The following is a 19833-nucleotide window of genomic DNA, read 5'->3' as shown; positions in this document are numbered from 1 at the left end:
CTCCACGGACGACTCGACTGACGACTCCACGGACGACTCGACTGACGACTCCACGGACGACTCGACTGACGACTCCACGGACGACTCGACTGACGGCAACGGTACCGATGACTCGACGGACGACAGCACGCCCGGCTTCGGCGCGCTCGTCGCCCTCGTCGCGCTCATCGCCGCTGCCCTGCTCGCGACGCGCCGTCGCGACTAAGGCAGCTAACTCGTTCGAGTAACCACCGGCCCCGCGCCGGTCACTTCGCGGGACTTTCTTTATCGCGACGCCACACCGACCAGCGACGGTGCTCGGTTGGATCGATCATACCCAGATCGGTTCCGTGGTACACTCTTGGACTCGTATCGAAGATCGATCTGCCGTCGATCTCAGTGTCGGATCACATCGACGATGCTGCTCGCTCGTCAAGGGGCGATCTGGCTCACGACGCGCGTGACGCCGACGAATACCGGCCGATATTGATCCGAACATTACTCGTCTTACAGAGATTCGTGGAGAAAGCCCACGATTTCAATCCAGTCTCTCACCCACAAATCGAGTCGCTGCCGTGCCCGGAGCTACTCGTCATCTCGCTGTGATTTCCACACTTCACGATGCGTTCCAAGTTCTCGGCTCTCCTTTTGCTCGAAGGCTCGATACTGTGGAGTATCTCGTCGTCCGTGCCACGACGTCCGCGTAGCTCCTAGAGATTCTCTGTGTTCTCGACGTCAGGGTCGGTGCCGTGGTATCGCGCAGTACCTCACGAACGAACTTCGACCGAGTAGTGTACTCTAGTTCCTCGGCCAGTTTATCGAGCTCCTCTGGAAGCCGCTTCGGGATATAATTCGACCATGTCGCCGTCAGTCTCTGTTTCCGTACGCATGTTCTGTGGTACGTAGGCGGTACTCGAAGGATCGACTCAATCGCTCCGTGGATCCAGCACCCTCACTCTCTCCTCTCTGCCTACTCTACGGGAATCTGAAGGTCCGCGACGTGGCGAGCGCGATAGAAGCGCACGTAGCGGGTCACGATCCGCCAGCCGACGACCGCGAGGCCCGCGCCGGAGGCGTTGGTAAGCACGTCGTCGTAGGTAGCGTAACGTGCCGACAGCGTCGACTGGAGCAGCTCGATCCCGGCTCCGTAGGCGGCGACCGCACAGAAAACGAGCGCGAGGACTTGCCAGTCCGGTCGCGGGGTGTCCTGAAGCGTGTACGCCAATGTTGCGGCGAGCCCACCGTACGCGAGCAAGTGGAGCCACGTCGAGAAGCCGAGCAGCCCGAAGGGCCCGGTGCGGAACGTGCTGCTGCCCGGTGCGGGCACGACGGAGTAGAGGAGGATGACGAGCGCGACGAGCGCGACCGCGGCCCAGCGGACACCCCGCGGGATCAACGGCAGGCGGATCCGAGCCATGTACGTCCGGTGGCGACGCACCGGACCTAAAACGTCCGGTCCTGAGACGACTGTGAGGCTGTCTGCGGACGGGGGAGACAACGGAGGATTTTACCCGGTCGCCCGCACAGAGTCGGGTAATGGCGGACCCGCACGCGGCGACGCGGGAGCTCCTCGAGGAGCGACCGGCAGTCGAGTCGGCGCTCGAATCGGTCCTCGCGGCGGATGAGTCGCCCCCGTGGACGTTCGACGAGGTCGATGTCGACTCCGGCACCTTCGGCGAGTTAGTCTCGCGGGGGATCGTCGAGCGCGAGGGCGACGAGTACCGGGTCGCGGACCCGGAGGCGGTCCGGGCCGCACTCGACAGAGAGGCGTACGAGCCGGCAGGGACGGAAGCCGGTAGATCGGGTGGTAGCTTCGGGGAAGGGTTTGGATCGGTTCTCCCGACCGTCAATCCCACCTTCCTCGCCGCGCTCCTCGGCTCGTTCGGCTTCCTGTTTCTCGCCCGGATGGTGACGTATCGGCAGGTGTTCCGTGAAGAGATCGTCACGCTTCCTGGGAACGACCCGTACTTCTACCGATATCACGTCGACCGGCTCCTCACGGCGTCGCCCGATCCGCTCTCGCTTGCGGCGATCGGGGAGGTCCTCGGCGGCCGGACGGGCGGCGAACCGCTCGTCCACACGATCGGGTACTGGGCGACGCTGCTAGTCGAGGGGTCGCCCGAGCAGGCGGGCGTCGCGATAGCGTGGATCCCGGTCGTCGCGGCGCTGCTCGTCGGCTGTCTCGTCGCATGGACCGCCCTCGCGATCACCGAGGACGAACGGGTCGCGGTCCTCTCGGTGGCGGCGCTCGCGCTCACACCGGTCCACGCGCTGTACTCCGGAGTCGGGTTCTTCGACCACCACGCGCTCGATTACGTGTGGGTCGCCGCGATGGGGGCCACACTCGTCTGGCTGGCGCGCGACCTCGATGAGCGGGCAGCCGCGGACGGAGCAGGAATCAACCCAATCCGCGGCCATCTCATGTCCCCGCTCACCTGGATCGTTGCCGCTGGGTTCGGGTTGTCGGTCGTCGCCGCGGTCTTCAACTGGAACGGCTCGCCCGTGTTGTTGACGGGCGTCGCCGCGTACGTTTTCTTCCGATCGGGTTCGGACCTCCGGGCCGGCCACTCGCCGCTGTCCAGCGTCCTTCCGGTCGTCTTCGGACTCGCGCTCGCGACGGGGCTCTCCCACTGGATCCACACGACTAGCGGCTGGCAGGAGCCGGCAGTAGTATACGCTCCCGGGCTCGTACTCGGCGGGACGCTCGTCGTCACGGTGGTCGCCGAGGTAGCCGCCCGAGTCGACCGGATCTCCCCGCGACTCTACCTCGGCGGCGTCCTTATCGGAGTGACGGCGTTCCTCGCGGCCGTCCGGGTGCGATTCCCGGAGATCGTCCGCCGGTTCCTCGAACGTGGCGATATCGTTGCTGCCGAACGGGAGATCGCCGAGAGCCGCCGGCTGATAACCGGCGAGTACGGCGTCTTCTTCGGGAGCATCGACATGTTCGGCTGGCTGCTGTTCATCGGGCTCCCCGCGCTGGGGTACGTCAGTTGGCGCTGTCTGCGGAGCCACGAGCCTCGTTGGCTTGTCCCCTGCGGGTTTGCCTGGCCCCTGCTCGGCTTCTCGCTGTTTGAGATCCGCTTCACCGGCGAACTCTCGCCGTTCATGGCGATATTCGTCGCGGTCGGGACGCTCGTGCTCCTCGAGAAGATCGACGTGGCGGAGCCGCCGACGTTGTTCGGCGAGCGGAGGCGACGGAAATTGGATCTCGACGCGTTTCGGCCAACGGAGCAGACCGCCTACGCCGTTGGCGTGCTGCTGCTTGTCGGCAGCCTGAGCCTAGTCATGGTGCCGGCCGTCATGGACACTGTCGCCCAGGAGGACGCCCAGGTCGAGGCGATCGAATGGATGAGTGCCGACGCCACGGACGGGGAACGTCCCGAGTTCGTGTTGAGCCGGTGGGGTCGCCAGCGGCTGTACAACTACCATGTGTTCGGCGAGGGCGAGAGCTACTCCGTGAGCTCCCAAGACGACTTGGAGGCGATGCTCACCTCGTCGGATCCGGACGCCGAGTACGATCGGTTCGCGAGCGGGGTCGGGTACATGGTGTTGGAACGCCTCGAGAATCAGGATCCGACCCCAGAGCAGGGGTACACCCGGCTCTTCGAGCACTTCGGGAGCGCGAACGGTGATGTCGACGGGGCCGGTCACTACCGCGTGGAGTTCGTTTCATCCGACGAGTCGCGAGTCGTCTTCACGCCCGTTTCGGGGGCGACGATCAACGGGACCGGCCCGACCGACGAGCGTCTCGACGTCGAGACGAACGTGTCGGTCCCTGGAGCGTCGTTCACCTACACACGATACGCCGAACCTGGCGCCGACGGTGCCTACTCGGTGACCGTCGCTCACCCGGGCACCTACGAGGTCGGCGAGCGGACCGTGACCGTCTCGGAGGCAGACGTGCGTGAGGGCCGAACCGTGGTGGTGAATGCGGACGGGTCATGAGAGCGTCAACCGGCCGGGATCCGTCAGTTTGTGGGTGATCTTCCTCGAACGGTCACGACGAAGACGCGTGATTTATATACGCTGGTCGACGTGTTTTTTATGATGCTTACCGGGTGGCGATACCGGACGGCGAGTGTTCTCGGCGTCACTTCGCTCGCGTACCTCTCCGTGTACGTCGCGAACCTTCCCGTGTTTCAGTTCCTACTCACGACGTACACGCCGATCGTCAACCGGCTTGATCCGGTCGTCTTAGAGGGAAGTGGTCTCTCTTGGGCGCTTTTCATCTCCACGGCGATCGTTGTGGCGTCGTTCGTTCCGCTGTTCCGGCCCGAACCGAGACGCGTTCTCGATGTCGTGTTCTCCGTCGAGAAGCGAGTCGTCTTCGCGGTGTGTGCGATGGCAACGCTCGGATATTTCGAATGGTCACATCGGCTCCCGCGACAGACGGTGATCCTCACGGCAGTGTTCCTGTCGATTACTCTCCCGGCACTGTTTATGGCCATCTCCCGCGCCTCGTCGGTACGTGGGGAACGCCCGATCGTCGTCGGCGACGATCCCGCCGGGATCGAGCGCATCGCGGAGGCGTACGACGGACCGATGCTTGGATACGTCGCCCCGCCGACTCCGTATCGCTCCGGCGATGACCCTACAGAGCAGGAACCGATCGCGGACGGCGGATCGGTCGCCTTCGAGCACGGATACGTCGGGGGACTCTCTCGCTTCGAAGACGTGGTCGAAGAACACAGCGTCGACTCGGCGATCCTCGCGTTCGAGGAGGCCGACCGTGCCGAATTCTTCGGGGCGTTACACACCTGCTATGAACACGGTATTGATACTAAGACGCATATCGACCACGTTGACAGCCTCCTCGTCGATTCGACGGGAAACGACGGACCGATAGTCGGCATCGACCTCGAACCGTGGGACGCACAGGATCGGCTGTTCAAGCGACTGTTCGATGTCGCCTTTGCGGGAACCGCACTCCTCGTCCTCGCTCCCGTTATCGTCCTCATCGCGCTCGCGATCAAACTCGAGGGACACGGACCGATCCTCTTCTCGCAGAGCCGGACATACCGGTTCGGAGACACGTTCACGGTCCACAAGTTCCGGACGCTGAAGCCGGAGCCGGAGGGGGAGGTCGGCACTGTCTTTGACGACGACCGGCGAACCCCGTTGGGCGATCTCCTCCGAACCACCCACCTCGATGAGATCCCGCAGCTGTGGTCGATCCTCGTCGGCGACATGAGCGTCGTCGGTCCACGTCCCGCCCAAACTGACCTCGAGGCCGGATTCGAGGACGAAGCGGCGACGTGGAAACGTCGGTGGTTTGTGAAGCCCGGACTCACGGGGCTCGCCCAGATCCACGACGCGACGAGTCAAGAACCGTCGTTGAAGATCGATTACGATGTCGAGTACATTCGGAAGCAGTCGTTCTGGTTCGATCTAAAGATCGTGGTACGGCAGCTCTGGCAGGTCGCCCGTGACGTGATGGCGCTTGGAGACGACCGGTCGGACTGACACTACCAGCCAATTCCGATCTCGACACACTCGTTGATTTCGTCGCGTCAGCGACGTTGCCACCGGTGATGATCAGCGTGTTGGCGCTTCGATCGGGTCGTCGGTACGAGTGGCCGCTTGTCCGAGCGTCACCACGGTCGCACCGGCGTCTCGCGGCATCGCGTTCTTCGCGTCGTACACGAACGTCGCTTTCGTTCCGATCCGATCGAGATCGAACGCGTCGTGGTCCACGAGGAGGACGACTGCGTCGGCCGATTCGAGCGCGTCGTCGCTCACCGACTCCACGATCGGAAGCTCCGCTTCCTGGGGGTCGACGTGCGGATCGACGAGGGTCACGTCGGCGTATCGGCGGAGGTCCTCGAACACGTCGATGGCGGGTGCGTGTCTCGGGTCACCGACGTTGGGCTTGTACGCCGCACCGAACGCGAGCACCGAGGCGTCCTCGAGCGGGACGCCGCGTGCCTCGAGCGCGGTGGTCACGCCCTCGACGACGCGATCGGGCATCTCCTCGTTCACCTCGTGTGCGTGCTCGATGAATGGGAGTTCCGTCCCGAGTTCGCCGGCCCGCCAGGTGAGAAACTGCGGGTCGATCGGGATACAGTGGCCGCCGACGCCCGGTCCAGGTTCGAACGCCTGGAAGCCGAACGGCTTGGTGCCGGCGGCCTCGATCGCCTCCCACACGTCGGCGTCGAGCCGCTCGGCGAGCGCGACGAGCTGATTGACGAGCGCGATGTTCACCATCCGGTAGGTGTTCTCGAGAGTCTTCGAGAGCTCGGCCGTCTCCGTGGCGTCCACCGGAATCGTCTCGGTGATGGCCTCGAAGAGCGTCGCCGCCGCGTCCCGTGCGGTCGGATCGTCCGCACCCACCACGAGCGGGATCTCCGATATCTCGTGACCGCCCCCGGGATTGAGTCGTTCGGGGACCATCGCGAACAGGGTCGACCCCGCGGGACGGTCGGCCGAGACGACCGGATCGATAACTTCGCTCGTGGCACCCGGGTAGACGGTACTGGAGACGACGACCAGCGTCTCGCGCTCGCCGGCCTGCTCCGCGACGGTTCCCGCGGCAGCTTCGACAGCCCCCATCATGGGCTCCCCGTCGACGACGCCGGTCGGAACCGCGAGAACGTACGCGTCACAGTCGGCGACGGTCTCGGGATCCGACCCCGGGGTGAACCCTGCCTCGAGACCCACTTCGAGGTCGGCACCGCTCACGTCGTCGACGTAACTGTCCGCCGTCCGGAGTCGTTGGACGCGTTCCTCGTCGATATCGAAGCCCCGAACCTCGAAGCCCGCATCGACGAAGGCGAGGCTCAACGGAAGGCCGACGTATCCGAGGCCGATCACGCCGATCCTCGCGTCACGTTCCGCGAAACGGCCTTCGACGCCGGTCATCGTGCGGGCACCTCGTCCGCCCGTTCGTCGATCACGTCGCGCAGGATCCGGTCGAGATCGACCGTTGGCGTCCGCCCCAGAACGTCCCGAAGCTTCGAGACGTCCGGTTCCCGTTCGTCGGGCTCTTCGAAGTCCTCGCTGTACGCCTCCGCAAAGGGGACGTGAGTGACTCCAGAGTCGGAGTTCGTGAGTTCGATCACTCTGGTCGCGAGGTCGTTGATTGAAGTCGGACCCGGTGCCCCGACGTTGAACACCTCGCCGTGTGCGTCCGGAGTCGTCAGGAGTTCGTGTGTGATCGAGACAGCCTCGGCGACGTGGGTGAAACTCCGGGTCTGGGTCCCGTCACCGTAGACGGTGAGGTCCTCTCCGGCGAGGGCCTGCTCGACGAACGTGGGGATCACCATTCCGTACTGGCCCGACTGTCGGGGCCCGACGATGTTGAAGTAGCGTCCGACGACGACGGGGAGGTCGTGTTCCGCGTGATGTCCCAGCGCGAGGAACTCGTCGGCGGCCTTGGCGGTTGCGTATCCCCACCGGGGGGCGGTCGTCGGGCCGTACACTCGGTCGTCGTCCTCGGCGAAGGGAACGGCCTCGGACTTGCCGTACACCTCCGAGGAGGAGGCGATGAACGTCGGAGTGGCGTCCTCCGCGGCCGCCTCGAGGACGTTTTCGGTTCCCTTGAGGTTCGTGCGCATCGAAGCCAGCGGGTGCTCGACGATCGTCTTCACGCCGACCGCGGCCGCGAGGTGATAGACGACGTCGGAATCGGCGACGAGGTCGGCGACGAGGGAATCATCCCGAACGTCACCGTCGACCGTCTCGAGCCGGTCGGTCTCGAGGTGTGTGAGATTCGCCGCGCTGCCGGTCGAGAAGTCGTCGAGGACGACGATCCGGTCGTCGGTCTCGGCGAGGAGGTGGTCGACGAGATGCGAGCCGATGAATCCCGCGCCGCCGGTGATCAAAACTGACATCTACTGGAGTAGTATCCGGAGTAGAGACACGTTAACTTTGTGTCTCGGTTCGTGACAGTCCTGATTCGAACGATCTCCGTGGTAGCATCCGTCTCGGACACGATCCGATCGTTCGTTCTCCGAGGGATCGGTCGTCAAGCCGGGTGTCGCCCTCGACAGGGTTTTTGTCCCGCTGGCGGAACGTGCCGGTAGACCTCGACGCGATCGACATGGTACACACACGATATAACGCCGCGAGCCCGGGAGCGACGGCCGGCCGCGCTGCCGGGGTGGTATAGATGGAGGAGAGACGGATCGGCGTCGACGTCGGCGGCACGTTCACCGACGTGGCGCTGTCGCTCGACGGCGAGCTCGTGACCGCGAAGGTCCCGAGCACCGACAACCAGAGCGAGGGGGTGATGGCCGGGATCGAGAAGGCCTGTACGGCGGCCGGGATCGACCCCGAGAGCCTCGCGGAGTTCTCTCACGCGATGACCGTCTCCGTCAACGCACTTCTCGAGGGGGACGGCGCGCGAACCGCACTCGTCACGACCGAGGGGTTCCGAGACGTCTTGGAGATCGGCCGGCAGGACCGCCCGTCGCTGTACGACCTCGACGCCGAGAAGCCGACGCCGCTCGTCCCGAGACGCCGCCGGTTCGAGGTGGACGAGCGGGCGACCGTCGACGGGATCGAACGCGCCGTCGATGACGAGGAGGTGCGCGCGCTCGCCGCGGAGATACGCGAGACGGATGCCGAGTCCGTCGCAGTCTCGCTTTTACACGCCTACGCGCATCCCGAGAACGAGGAGCGTGTCGCGAACGTGCTTCGGGAGGAACTCGACGTGCCGGTGTCGGCCTCCCACGAGGTGCTCGCCGAGTTCCGCGAGTACGAGCGCACGTCGACGACGGTCGTCGACGCCTACGTGCGACCGGCGATCGACCGCTACGTGGGCGGGCTCACGGAGCGCGCACGCGACCGCGGGATCCCCCAGCCGCGGATCATGCAGGCGAACGGGGGGATCACCGACGCCGACACCGTCAGGCGTAACGCCGTGCGGACCGTCCTCTCGGGGCCCGCTGCGGGCGTCGTGGGCGCGAGCGCGATGGCGGGTAGAGACGACGGTATCGGATCCGCTGGCCTCGTCACCTTCGACATGGGCGGGACCTCGAGTGACGTGAGCCTCGTCCGCAACGGCGAGGTCGCCCGGACGACCGAGGGAGCGATCGCCGACCGACCGATCCGGACGCCGATGGTCGACGTCGAGACCGTCGGCGCAGGCGGCGGGTCGATCGCCTGGGTCGACGCCGGCGGCGCGCTCCGGATCGGGCCGCGCTCGGCCGGGGCCGACCCCGGTCCCGCCTGTTACGGGACGGGCGGCACGGAGCCGACCGTGACGGACGCGAACCTCGTGTTGGGCTACATCGGCGCGAGCACCAGCCTCGGCGGCGAGCTGTCACTCGATGAAGAGGCGGCCCACGACGCCCTCGCCGAGTTGGCCGAGGAGGCGGGCATGGACGGCCCGCTCGCGGCCGCCCGCGGCGTCCACCGCGTCGCGAACGCGAACATGACCCGGGCGATCCGCTCGGTGACCGTCGAGCGGGGGTACGACCCGCGACGGTTCGGCCTCGTCGCGTTCGGTGGCGCGGGGCCGATGCACGCGGTCGCGATCGCGGACGGCCTCGACATCGATCGGGTCGTGGTCCCGCGCGCCTCCGGCGTTCTCTCGGCGTACGGTCTGCTCGCGGCTGATGAGAAGCGCGATGCGGTCCGAACCCGCCAGCGTCAACTCTCGGCTGTCGACCCTGACACGATCGAGGAGGTGTACGCGGAGCTCTCGGAGGAACTACTGGGCGAGGTGAGTGACCGCGACGCGGCGACCGTGCGTCACGCCGCGGACCTCAGGTATGCCGGACAGAGCTTCGAGCTCACCATCGACGTGGAGCGTCCCTTCGACCCCGCGGCGGCCGGCGAGCGGTTCGCGGCGGCCCACGAGTCCGCCTACGGCTACCGCGCTGACGAGCCGGTCGAGCTCGTGAACTGTCGCGTGACGGCCACCGTCCCCCGGAGTGCGCCGCCGCTCGAGTACGCCGCCGCCGGCGATCCGGTGAAGGGGTCCCGCGAGGCGGCGTTCGCCGACGGCGTCCATGAGACGACCGTCTACGCCCGGGACCGGCTGTCGCCGGGTGACGGGATCGAGGACGAGACGTCGGCCGTGGCGGGTCCGGCGATAATCGAGGGGGACGAGAGTACGATCGTCGTCCCGCCGGGCTGGGACGTGCGGGTTCGCGGGGACGGCGCGCTGATAGCGGAGGTGCGTGAGGAATGAACGACGAATCAGAGATGACGGACGGCGGGGACGACGGGAACGAAGCGAACGACGAGCGCGGAGGAGACGACGGCATGGACCCCGTGACCCTTGAGATCCTCCGGAACCAGCTCGAGAGCGTCGCCACCGAGATGGGCCACGTGCTCATCCGCGGGGCGTACTCGCCGAACATCAAGGAGCGCCAGGACTGCTCGACCGCGCTCTTCGACGCGTCGGGGCGGATGGTCGCGCAGGCCGAACACATCCCGGTTCACCTCGGCGCGATGCCGGACGCGGTCGAGACGGTCCTCGAGAAGGACCCGAAGCCGGGCGACGTCTTCATCGTCAACGACCCGTTCACGGGCGGGACGCACCTGCCGGACATCACGCTGGTGTCGACGATCGCGCCCCGCGACGAGGTGCTCGGCTTCGCCGTGTCGCGGGCGCACCACGCCGACGTGGGCGGTAGCGCGCCGGGGAGCATGCCGCCGGGTGCCCGTGAGATCTACGAGGAAGGGCTCCGACTGCCCGCGGTCAGGCTCGTCGACGGCGGCGAGCCCAACGAGGCGGTCCACGACCTGATTCGGGCGAACGTCCGGACGCCGGACGAGCGTGAGGCCGACCTCCGCGCACAACGCGCCGCGAACGCGCGCGCAGAGGAACGGATCGGCGAGCTGCTCGACGAGCACGGCGCGACCCTACTCGATGCGTTCGACGCCGTCATCGAGTACTCCCGCGAGCGCGTCGAGGCCGAGCTCGCTGATCTCCCGGACGGCACGTATCGGGCACAAGACGTCCTCGAGGGCGACGGCGTGACCGACGAGGACGTGTCGATCAAGGCAACCGTCACGATCGACGGCCCCTCACTCGCCGTCGACTTCGCCGGGACCGCAGAGCAGGTGGCGGGCAACCTGAACGCGCCGCTATCGGTGGCCAAGAGCGCGGTCTACTTCGTCGTTCGCGCGGTCACCGACCCCGAGATCCCGCCGAACCACGGCTGTTACGAGCCGGTATCGGTCTCGGCTCCGAACGGGTCGCTTCTCGACCCGAACCCGCCCGCGGCGGTCGTCGGCGGCAACGTCGAGACGAGCCAGCGCGTCACCGACGTCACGCTCGCAGCCCTCGCCCCGGCGATCCCTGAGGTGGTCCCCGCCGGCGGCCAGGGGACGATGAACAACCTCATCATCGGCAACAGGAGCGGGGAGTTCACCTACTACGAGACGATCGGCGGCGGGTTCGGAGCCCGCCCCGAAAAGGATGGCATGGACGGCGTCCAGGTCGGGATGACCAACACGCTCAACACGCCCGCCGAGGCGATGGAGGTCGAGTACCCGCTCCGCGTCGAGCGGTATGCGCTGCGCCCCGGAAGCGGCGGCGACGGCCGCCACCGCGGCGGACTGGGCCTCGAGCGGACCGTCACCGTCGAGACCGACGCAACCGTGTCGCTTCTGACCGAGCGCCGGCGGACGGCTCCCGCCGGACTCGACGGCGGCGAGGACGGCGCAATGGGGGAGAACCTCGTCGACGGCGAGCCGGTCCCCGCGAAGGCTTCGATCGACGTCGCAGCCGGGACGACCGTCTCGATCCGGACGCCCGGCGGCGGCGGACACGGCGATCCTGCCAAACGCGACCCCGCGGCGAGAGAAGGCGACCGGCGCGACGGGAAGGTCGAGGACCGGTGACGACGGCGCGAGTGGACCGCCACTGTTTCACGGGTCTTGGAACCGCCTCACCGAGACCCGGTCGGGAATCTCCCGATCGTCGGTGATCCGGTCGGCGACGAGCTTTCCGCTGTAGGGGCCGAGGGTGAGGCCGGTCGCCCCGTGGCCGGTCGCGAGGTGTGCGCCCTCGACGTCGGGGACGCTACCGAGGACGGGAACCCCGTCGGCGCAGACGGGGCGGAGTCCGACTCGTTGTTCGATGACGGTCGCGTCGGCCAGTCCGGGGGCGACCCGGAGCGCCTCGTCGAGCACCTCCCGGAGGCCGCCGGCCGTGATCCGCGGATCGAACCCGACGCCGGCCTCGCGGGTCGCGCCTGCGACGAGGCGGCCGTCCGGCCACGGGACGATGTAGTGATGCCGGAACCCCTTCAGAACCGGCCACGAGCCCGTATCTGCGTCCGGCAGGTCGAGGTGGACGATCTGTCCACGCTTCGGTTCTACGGGAATCTCGACGCCCAGGTCGTCGCCGAACGCGGGCGACCACGCCCCGCCGGCGACGACGACCCGTTCGGCGTCGATCCGGGAGCCGTCCGCGGTCTCGACGCCGGTCACGCGGGCGTCTCGAGTTTCGTGGCCCTCGGCGGTCCGGATCGCCGTCACGTCGCGTTCGGCGATTTCGAGGCCGTGGGTTCGCCCCGCCTCCCGAAGCGCGCCCGCGAAGACTTGGCCGTTCACCCGCGCAGCGTCGGGGGCGACGAACGCGCGTTGCGGCTCCGCGAGCGCCGGGACGCGTTCCGTCGCGGTTGCGGGATCGATCGCCTCGATATCGGGAAGTCGTTCACGGCGGTTCTCGACCCGGCCCATCGCCTCGTCGTAGGGGGCGAGTTCGTCGTCGTCGATCGCGGCGGCGAGAAGCCCCACGCGGCTGTAGCTCGTGTCGTCGACGCCGTCCGCCTCGAGCCGATCGACCAGTTCGGGGTAGTAGTCGACGGCGTCGGTCGCGAACGCGAACCAGTCGTCGTCGGCGGTGCGGCTGCTCGTTCCCGGCGAGACGATGCCCGCGCCGGCGCTCGTCGCCCGTCCCGCGTCACGCCGGTCCACGAGCAGCGTCTCGACCCCCGAACGGGCCAGGTGGTACCCGACCGAGGAGCCGACGATACCTCCACCGACCACGACCGCGTCGTACATGCTGCGGGGAATCGGACGCAGCTCACAAGGGAGTTCGGGTCCCGGAAGTCGGACTAGCTCGGTACTCCTCGGGCATCCTCCCGTTGGCCGTTGACGACGTTATTCATCGACGAGCGTGAAGGGCAGGGAGCTCCTCGAACGTCCGTAATATAATTAGCTAGCGCGTCGTAGTGGGTATCATGCCCTCGACCGAGGATTTCCCCGCGCGGCTCGCACAACTCAAGCCGCAGCTCAAGCGAGAGTATCCGATCAGCGAACTGGGGATCTTCGGCTCGTATGCGCGCGGCGAACAACGGCCCGATAGCGACCTCGACGTGCTCGTCGCGTTCGATCAGCCGGTGACTCTGTTCGATCTCGTTCGGTTGGAGAACGAACTAACGGATGAACTCGGCGTCGAGGTCGATCTCGTGACGAAAGACTCGCTGAAGCCGCGGATCGAAGCTCGCGTCACTGACGACTTGGTCTACGTATGAGGGAGGTGGTGGACTATCTCGATGACATTCTCGACGCCGTCGAAAAGATCCGCCGATTCACGAACGGGATGGACTACGAAGCGTTCATTGAAGACGAAAAGACGATCGACGCTGTCCTTCGAAACTTCGAGGTGATCGGTGAAGCAGCGAAGAACGTTCCCGACGATATCCGCCACGAGTACAGTACTGTGCCCTGGTCGGAGATGGCCGGTATGCGAGATAAACTGATCCACGGATACGCAACCGTCGAACTGGGGATCGTCTGGGCGACGATCGAGGAAGAACTTCCAACTCTGGAAACACGGATCGAGTCGGTTCGAGCCGAGCTCGAGTGACGGATCGTACTCTAAGCGTCGGACTCGACCGTCTCCTCCGTGGACTCGTCGAGGTCGGCCTCGGCGTCTTCGCTGAGCCGGCGTTCGGCCTCCTCGCGGTCCTCGGGGTAGCCCACGTCGATGCGCCAGCCGTCGAGGCCGATGGCATCGATAGTGCGGCCCGACTGGATGAGAAGGTCGACCGCGTCCGAGATCTCGTACTCGTCGCGATTTGAGGGCTGGACGAGGTGACACGCGTGGAAGATCGCCGGCGAGAAGGTGTAGAAGCCGGTCATCACGAGGTTGCTCGGCGGGTCCTCGGGCTTCTCGACGACGTCCGTGATCTCGCCGTACTGATTGGTGTCACAGACGCCGTACCTGCTCGCTTCCTCCCACGGGACCTCCTCGACGAGGAAGGCGGCATCCGCACGGTCCTCCCGCTGGCGGCGGACCACGTCCTTGAGGTTCGCCTCGAAGACGTTGTCGCCGAGGATGAGCATGAAGTCGTCGTCGATGTGCTCTTCGACCGTCAGGAGGGCGTGTGCGAGCCCTTTCTGCTCGCGCTGGTGGGTGTAGGTGATCGGGACGCCCTCGTACTCGTCGCCGTAGTGGTCGATGATGACCTCCTTCATGTAGCCGACGACGACGATGAGCTCGTCAGCGCCGAGATCGATGAGCTGGTCGAAACAGTGCGTGATGAGCGGCTTCCCGTCCACCTCGACCATTCCCTTCGGCTTGTCATCGGTCAGGGGCCGGAGGCGCGTGCCCTTGCCGGCCGCGAGTACGACGGCTTTCATTATCCGGTGGTTTCTGTCATAGGTGTATAAGGATTCTGTCTTCGGGGATCAGTCGTGGTGAGACGCTGATCTCCCAGTCGTTTCGGCTTGGAACGGCCAAACACTCAATACTGGACCCGCCCACCTCTCTGACATGGCCACCATCGAGATCGACGACGAGGTGTACGACGCCGTACAGCTCCCGGAGGGAAAGCGATCCCAAGAAATGAAACGGGAGCTCGCCATCTCGCTGTACGCACGCGGTGTCCTCTCGTTCGGCAAGGCTCGCACGCTGGCGGAGTCGTCCAAACGGGAGTTCCACGAACTCCTCGGCGAACGTCGGATCCCACGCCACTACACCGAAGCGGAGCTCGCCGAGGACGTCGAGTATGCCCGATAGGAAGGTCGTCGTTTCGGACACCTCCCCGTTGCTCAATCTCTTGCTCATCGGACGACTCGACCTTCTCGAATCACAGTTTGCCCAAATCACTGTTCCGACTCAAGTCTGGGGAGAACTTACTGATCGGACGGAAGGCGTAGACGCGCTTTGAGACCTGCGCGAGCAAGGATTTCTCACGCTGGTCGAGGTGGACCGTACGGACCTGTTCGTCGAGATCCATCACGAACTGGATCTCGGCGAGACGGCGGCGATCTGTTGTGCCATCGAACGCGATGTCGACCTCGTATTGCTCGACGAACGCGACGGGCGACGGGTCGCCCGCAGGCACGACCTGTCCCTCACCGGCGTGATCGGTGTGCTGCTCCGCGGTGCCGAGGCGGGCGATGTCGACCTAGCGGCGGAGCTCACTGCTCTCCGCGAGGCCGGATTCTGGATCTCCGACGACCTCTTCTCGGCCGTTCTCGACCGTGCGGACGACTCGACGTGAGCGCGGTGCCCGCGTGCTGATCCAGTGGTCCGAACCGTGACCCCGCGGTTTTTGCCCTCGCCCCTCGTCGTGTCGTCCATGAACGTCAACGTCGTCGGCAGCGGCTACGTGGGAACGACGCTCGCCGCCTGTCTGGCGGAGATGGGCCACGAGATCACGGCCATCGACATCGACGAGTCCGTCGTCGCGACGATCAACGAGGGTCGGGCACCGCTTCACGAGCCCGGTCTCGACGAACTGCTCGCCGAGCACGTCGGTACCCGGCTACAGGCGACGACCTCGTATGCCGACCTCGCGGATGCGGACCTCACGTTCCTAGCGATCGGTACCCCCTCGCGGTCCGACGGGAGCATCGACCTCGGACCGCTGTCGGCGGCGGCGGAGATGGTCGGCGAGGCGCTCTCCGGGCTCGGTGGCGACCGTGAGCATCTCGTCGTCGTGAAGTCGACGATCACGCCGCCGGGTCTCGATCGGGTTCGGGAGGCACTCGCGACCGGGCTCGGTGACGTCGCTGGTGCGGTGGAGTTCGCAACGAACCCGGAGTTCCTCCGTGAGGGGACCGCCGTTTCGGACTTCCGGAACCCGGACAAGATCGTCTTCGGGACGGAGTCGGCGTCGGCGCTCGCGACGTTGGAGGAGCTGTACGCGCCGCTGATCGAGTCGACCGACAGCCCCATCGTCCGGACGGACCCGGAGACGGCGATGTTGATCAAGTACGCCAACAACGCCTTTCTCGCGACGAAGATTTCGCTCGCCAACGACCTCGGGAACGTCAGCAAGGAGTTCGGGCTCGACGCCTACGAGGTGATGGAGGCGGTTGGGCTTGACGACCGGATCGGCGAGCAGTTCCTGCGGTCGGGGGTGGGGTGGGGGGGATCGTGTTTTCCCAAAGATGTCAACGCATTAATATTTTCTGCGAGAGAAGTCGGCTACGAGCCGCCCCTGCTTGAGGCGGCCGTCGAAGTGAACGACCGCCAGCCCGAGCGCCTGCTCGCGCTGCTCGACGAGCACGTCGACGTCGCGGGCGAGCGCGTGGCCGTCCTCGGGCTGGCGTTCAAGCCCGGCACGGACGACGTGCGCAACTCCCGGGCGATCCCCCTGATCGAGGGGCTGTTGGAGCGGGGAGCCACGGTCGTCGGCTACGACCCCGTCGCGACGGAAACCATGCGCGAGGTGTTCTCCGATACCGAGATCGAGTACGCGGACTCGGCTGAGGACGCACTTGCGGGCGCGTCGGGCGCCGTCGTCGCGACCGACTGGGACGAGTTCGCGGCGCTGGATTCCGAGTTCGACGCGATGGCCGAGCCCGTGGTCGTCGACGGCCGGCGGATAATCGAGCGGCGCGAGGGGATCACGTATGAAGGATTGACGTGGTAGGTCGGTTCCGGACGGTCGCTCCGGATCTCCTCGGGATCTCGGTAAGAGTACGCGAGTACCTCGGACACCTCACTGCGCGACGCTCGTCGCGGGAGCCGACGACGATTTCGAGAAGGGAATCGAGATCGACTTGTTCCGGTTCCGAGAGGAGAGTGTTTTGGGCCGAAGCGACTGATCAAGCTCGGCGTACCTTCGGCACTCCTCAGCGATCTCCGGTTTCTCGGAGCTTTTCGGGTAGCCGATCGAGACAGATCTCCAGAAAGCTCAGCGGCGCTTCGGCCTCGATGTTCCCCGGTTCGTGGACTGGTTCTCCCTCCGTTTCCACCTGAAAGTGTGTCGTCCCGAGGTCCGGATGGTCGTCGTCCTTGTGCCAGCCGAGGCTCACCGCGTCATCCGACCAGTGTACGCGCTGTACGTCCGTTCCCTCCCGTGGCCGCCACAGTACGTCTAGGCTCGCGGTCGGTCGTGGAAACGACATGCCGAGAAACATCTCAACATCGATGTCCGCGACAACGGTCCGGGGCCGAAGACGAGACGGTTCGTATCGGACATCGGAGAATCCTGGAACGGTCTCCAGTCGTTCCTTGAGCCGACGAAGTCCTTCGCGTCGGGTGAACCCCCCGCCAGTGAGGCCAAGTACCATCGCTTCGATTATCCTTCCTGCGGGAGCGTCGTCGAGTCATCGAAGCGCGGGTCCCCACCTAACGTCGTCATCGAGTTCTGGAGGCTGATCGCGAGCCGGATCGATTCGCGCACTTCGATGTCGTACTCCCACTCCTCGACGATCTCCATGCGGTCACGGCGCTCCGCAGCCGTGAGGTCATCACGGCCAACGGTCCCTCGCAACTCCGCGAGCGAGTCGACCTCGTAGGTCGCTTTCCACTCGTCGATCTCGTCACCGATCGCGTTGAGTTCTCGGGTCAGTTCGTCGACGGTGTGTTCCTCCGCCAACCGGCGGACTTCACGGAGAAACTGCGTGACCCCATCGGGCTTGTAGCCCGTTCCGGTAGCCGTCTCGACGGCTTCGAGATCCCCTCGATCGACCATCCGTTCGAGATATTTGACGGCCGTATCGCGCGAGACGGCGGCCTCCTCGGCGATCCACCCGGCGTTGCGTGGCTCCGTCCGCGTTAGCGCGACGTGGCGGACGCGCGCCGCGGCGTCCATCCCGTCGGGCCACGGCGGCTCAGATCGACTCATTGGCGGTCCCTTCGACCCACGTATACTAATATATTCGTATGCAAACGAATCATTCGTGATCGTAGGTGACGACGAGATCGGCGACCGGACGGCACACTCGCAGTGGACGTATCAGGGCGTGGACGATCGAACGGAGACTACGGTGTAGCGAACAGCTCCGCTTTCCGTGTCAGTCGCGTCCCGCCTCGTTCGTCTCGGGCGCGTCGGCCTCGCGGGAGGACGCACGGACGCGTTCGACGCCCTCCCGGAAGTCGATCTCGGGCTCCCAGCCGGTGGCCGCGCGGAACTTCGAGGCGTCGGCCATGGTGTCGTGGACGGAGCCGTCGACGGGGTACTCGACTAGACGTGATATCGGTGAAACTCGTTCTCCCAGCGCTTGGACGTTCACGCTGAATCCGGCCACGGAGATCACGGATCCGGACGGGCGCTCGCCGGGAGATCCGGGACACGGTCTCGAAGTTCGCTGAGACACGTTTCGAGGATCGCCATCGGATTCGAATCCGTGAACGACGCGGGTTCGCGGTGAGGTGTGGTCCACGTCTCGTGGTCGACTTGGAAGTGACTCGAACCCAGATCCTCGTGGGTTTCGTCCTGATGCCAGCCGCACGACCACGCCGTTCCTGGTTCGTTGTATTGAATGCGGAACTCATCGCGCTCGGCACGTGGACGCCACTCGAACTCGAGCGTCGCTTCGCCGGTATCCGGATCTCGATCGAAAAAGACCACACGATCGAGCGTCGCCGTAAGCCGGACTGGGCGCATCGGACTCGGTTCGACGTCCACGGTCGTGACGCCAACCTCCCGTCGAAGTCGGGTCGCGACTCGTTTATCGACCTCATATCGGTGGAGATGGGTATCTCCAGGAATCGGTGAGTTTCCCATTCAGGGTCACCGAGTCAGTTGACGGATGCGAGGCGACTCTCGCGGGTCGTCTCGATCGTGTCGTAGAGCCGGATCGCCTGCTTGATGAGCGTGGCCTGGTGTTCGTAGTACTCCCAGTCCTCTGCGTCGTGTCGCCGCTGTCGGCGTTCCGATGTCGGAACGTCGTCACCGACGGTCGTCCGGAGTTCGTCGGCGGACTCCACCTCGTACTCCTCTTTCCACTCGTCGATGTCGTCCCTGATGGCACCCAATTCGGCCGTGAGTTCGTCCTTTTCGTGTTCGTCGACGAGGTCACGGATCTGATCGAAGTACTGGGTGACCGGGTCCGGATAGTAACGGGTTTCACGGCCACGCTGGACCGTCGTGAGCTTGTCCGCCTCGACGAGTCGTTCGAGGTACTTCGCCGCCGTGTTTCGGGCAACGCCGGCAGTATCGGCTATCTCTCCCGCGTTTCTCGGTTCACGGACCGTCATCGCGACCTCTCGAATTCGGTCCACTTTCGCCGTGTGATCGGTCGTCCCCGAGTCGCTCATACACGTACTCGGGTCCCCAATCATATTAGTATTTTGAAGAGCAGTTCATTATACTGAATTACAGTGGACACCACGTCCACGCGAGACGGAGGGATCGGGTCGTGATGGGCCAGGCCCGATCCCGGAGTCGGCGGTCGGCCGAGGACCACGGCGTGGTTCGGGACGGCCCCGTTTTCTACGTTGTCGCGTCCCGCCTCGTTCGTCCCGGGAGCGTCGGCCTCGCGGGAGGACGCACGGACGCGCTCGACGCCCTCCCGGAAGTCGATCTCGGGCTCCCAGCCGGTGGCCTCCCGGAACGTCGAGGCGTCGGCCACCGTGTCGTGGAGTCGCTATCGTGTACGCAGAGGGGCGTTATCGGAAAGGAGTCGTTCTCCAGCGCCCAGACGTTCACCTCGCGATCCCGTCTGGATGGAGTCGTCAGCTGGATGTTCGCGTTGATCTCGTCATCC

The 19833-nt window shown here is 65.7% G+C and carries 21 protein-coding genes; 10 read left to right on the top strand and 11 right to left on the bottom strand.

The window, feature by feature from the left end:
• A partial coding sequence (locus F3H10_RS05825) for a PGF-CTERM sorting domain-containing protein (protein WP_149783856.1) occupies nt 1–205 on the top strand: 205 nt, incomplete at its 5' end.
• 744 nt (nt 206–949) lie between these two features.
• Here F3H10_RS05825 and F3H10_RS05815 read toward each other — a convergent pair.
• Entirely contained in the window at nt 950–1396 is a 447-nt protein-coding gene (locus tag F3H10_RS05815; protein WP_149783855.1) for a VanZ family protein, read from the bottom strand.
• Between the two features lie 119 nt (nt 1397–1515).
• Between F3H10_RS05815 and F3H10_RS05810 the strand changes: the two genes are divergently transcribed.
• Nucleotides 1516–3924 (top strand): hypothetical protein, encoded by a 2409-nt coding sequence (locus F3H10_RS05810; protein WP_149783854.1) that lies wholly within the window; start codon nt 1516–1518, stop codon nt 3922–3924.
• A gap of 495 nt (nt 3925–4419) precedes the next feature.
• A complete protein-coding gene (locus tag F3H10_RS05805) occupies nt 4420–5442 on the top strand; it encodes a sugar transferase (protein ID WP_223174220.1) in 1023 nt (340 codons plus the stop codon).
• Between the two features lie 72 nt (nt 5443–5514).
• Here the strand turns inward: F3H10_RS05805 and F3H10_RS05800 are convergent, their stop codons facing one another.
• On the bottom strand, nt 5515–6837 hold the full coding sequence (locus F3H10_RS05800) for a nucleotide sugar dehydrogenase (protein ID WP_149783853.1): 1323 nt from the start codon (nt 6835–6837) through the stop codon (nt 5515–5517).
• Nucleotides 6834–7808 (bottom strand): NAD-dependent epimerase/dehydratase family protein, encoded by a 975-nt coding sequence (locus F3H10_RS05795; RefSeq protein WP_149783852.1) that lies wholly within the window; start codon nt 7806–7808, stop codon nt 6834–6836. The genes F3H10_RS05800 and F3H10_RS05795 overlap by 4 nt, the downstream gene beginning before the upstream one ends.
• Nucleotides 7809–8086: 278 nt before the next feature.
• Here F3H10_RS05795 and F3H10_RS05790 point away from each other — a divergent pair, with 278 nt between their 5' ends.
• Both F3H10_RS05790 and F3H10_RS05785 read left to right on the top strand, forming a co-directional pair.
• Nucleotides 8087–10114 (top strand): hydantoinase/oxoprolinase family protein, encoded by a 2028-nt coding sequence (locus tag F3H10_RS05790; RefSeq protein WP_149783851.1) that lies wholly within the window; start codon nt 8087–8089, stop codon nt 10112–10114.
• A gap of 14 nt (nt 10115–10128) precedes the next feature.
• On the top strand, nt 10129–11775 hold the full coding sequence (locus F3H10_RS05785) for a hydantoinase B/oxoprolinase family protein (RefSeq protein ID WP_149783865.1): 1647 nt from the start codon (nt 10129–10131) through the stop codon (nt 11773–11775).
• 27 nt (nt 11776–11802) lie between these two features.
• Here F3H10_RS05785 and F3H10_RS05780 read toward each other — a convergent pair whose 3' ends face one another.
• On the bottom strand, nt 11803–12942 hold the full coding sequence (locus tag F3H10_RS05780; protein ID WP_149783850.1) for an NAD(P)/FAD-dependent oxidoreductase: 1140 nt from the start codon (nt 12940–12942) through the stop codon (nt 11803–11805).
• A 179-nt stretch (nt 12943–13121) separates the two neighbouring features.
• Between F3H10_RS05780 and F3H10_RS05775 the strand changes: the two genes are divergently transcribed.
• Complete coding sequence (locus F3H10_RS05775; RefSeq protein WP_149783849.1) at nt 13122–13415, top strand: nucleotidyltransferase family protein; 294 nt, start codon at nt 13122–13124, stop codon at nt 13413–13415.
• Nucleotides 13412–13750, top strand: a complete 339-nt coding sequence (locus F3H10_RS05770) for a HepT-like ribonuclease domain-containing protein (protein WP_149783848.1) — start codon at nt 13412–13414, stop codon at nt 13748–13750. The genes F3H10_RS05775 and F3H10_RS05770 overlap by 4 nt, the downstream gene beginning before the upstream one ends.
• Nucleotides 13751–13761: 11 nt before the next feature.
• Here F3H10_RS05770 and aglF read toward each other — a convergent pair whose 3' ends face one another.
• Nucleotides 13762–14526, bottom strand: coding sequence for a UTP--glucose-1-phosphate uridylyltransferase AglF (aglF, locus tag F3H10_RS05765; RefSeq protein ID WP_149783847.1), 765 nt, complete (start codon nt 14524–14526; stop codon nt 13762–13764).
• A 133-nt stretch (nt 14527–14659) separates the two neighbouring features.
• On the opposite strand from aglF, the gene F3H10_RS05760 reads away from it, so the two are divergent.
• The 3 genes from F3H10_RS05760 (at nt 14660) to aglM (ending at nt 16769) form a co-directional block, all read left to right on the top strand.
• The gene (locus tag F3H10_RS05760; protein ID WP_149783846.1) at nt 14660–14905 is read left to right on the top strand and encodes a UPF0175 family protein; all 246 of its coding nucleotides are present in this window, start codon (nt 14660–14662) and stop codon (nt 14903–14905) included.
• Between the two features lie 187 nt (nt 14906–15092).
• A complete protein-coding gene (locus F3H10_RS16280; RefSeq protein WP_223174219.1) occupies nt 15093–15392 on the top strand; it encodes a DUF3368 domain-containing protein in 300 nt (99 codons plus the stop codon).
• A 78-nt stretch (nt 15393–15470) separates the two neighbouring features.
• On the top strand, nt 15471–16769 hold the full coding sequence (aglM, locus tag F3H10_RS05750; protein WP_149783845.1) for a UDP-glucose 6-dehydrogenase AglM: 1299 nt from the start codon (nt 15471–15473) through the stop codon (nt 16767–16769).
• 202 nt (nt 16770–16971) lie between these two features.
• Here the strand turns inward: aglM and F3H10_RS05745 are convergent, their stop codons facing one another.
• The 6 genes from F3H10_RS05745 to F3H10_RS16275 all read right to left on the bottom strand — a co-directional run bounded on the left by F3H10_RS05745 (nt 16972) and on the right by F3H10_RS16275 (nt 19698).
• A complete protein-coding gene (locus F3H10_RS05745) occupies nt 16972–17412 on the bottom strand; it encodes a hypothetical protein (RefSeq protein ID WP_223174218.1) in 441 nt (146 codons plus the stop codon).
• A gap of 8 nt (nt 17413–17420) precedes the next feature.
• Entirely contained in the window at nt 17421–17969 is a 549-nt protein-coding gene (locus tag F3H10_RS05740; RefSeq protein ID WP_223174217.1) for a DUF7342 family protein, read from the bottom strand.
• A 169-nt stretch (nt 17970–18138) separates the two neighbouring features.
• Entirely contained in the window at nt 18139–18372 is a 234-nt protein-coding gene (locus tag F3H10_RS05735; protein ID WP_188127878.1) for a hypothetical protein, read from the bottom strand.
• A 5-nt stretch (nt 18373–18377) separates the two neighbouring features.
• On the bottom strand, nt 18378–18752 hold the full coding sequence (locus F3H10_RS05730; RefSeq protein WP_223174216.1) for a hypothetical protein: 375 nt from the start codon (nt 18750–18752) through the stop codon (nt 18378–18380).
• A 113-nt stretch (nt 18753–18865) separates the two neighbouring features.
• The gene (locus F3H10_RS05725; RefSeq protein ID WP_149783843.1) at nt 18866–19384 is read right to left on the bottom strand and encodes an ArsR/SmtB family transcription factor; all 519 of its coding nucleotides are present in this window, start codon (nt 19382–19384) and stop codon (nt 18866–18868) included.
• Nucleotides 19385–19404: 20 nt separating this feature from the next.
• The gene (locus tag F3H10_RS16275) at nt 19405–19698 is read right to left on the bottom strand and encodes a hypothetical protein (protein ID WP_223174215.1); all 294 of its coding nucleotides are present in this window, start codon (nt 19696–19698) and stop codon (nt 19405–19407) included.
• Between the last annotated feature and the right edge of the window lie 135 nt (nt 19699–19833).

It is taken from the genome of Halorubrum aquaticum (assembly GCF_900113615.1).
GTDB lineage: Archaea > Halobacteriota > Halobacteria > Halobacteriales > Haloferacaceae > Halorubrum > Halorubrum aquaticum.
Note: the sequence above shows the minus strand (reverse complement) of the source record. Positions and strands in the feature narration are given on the sequence as shown.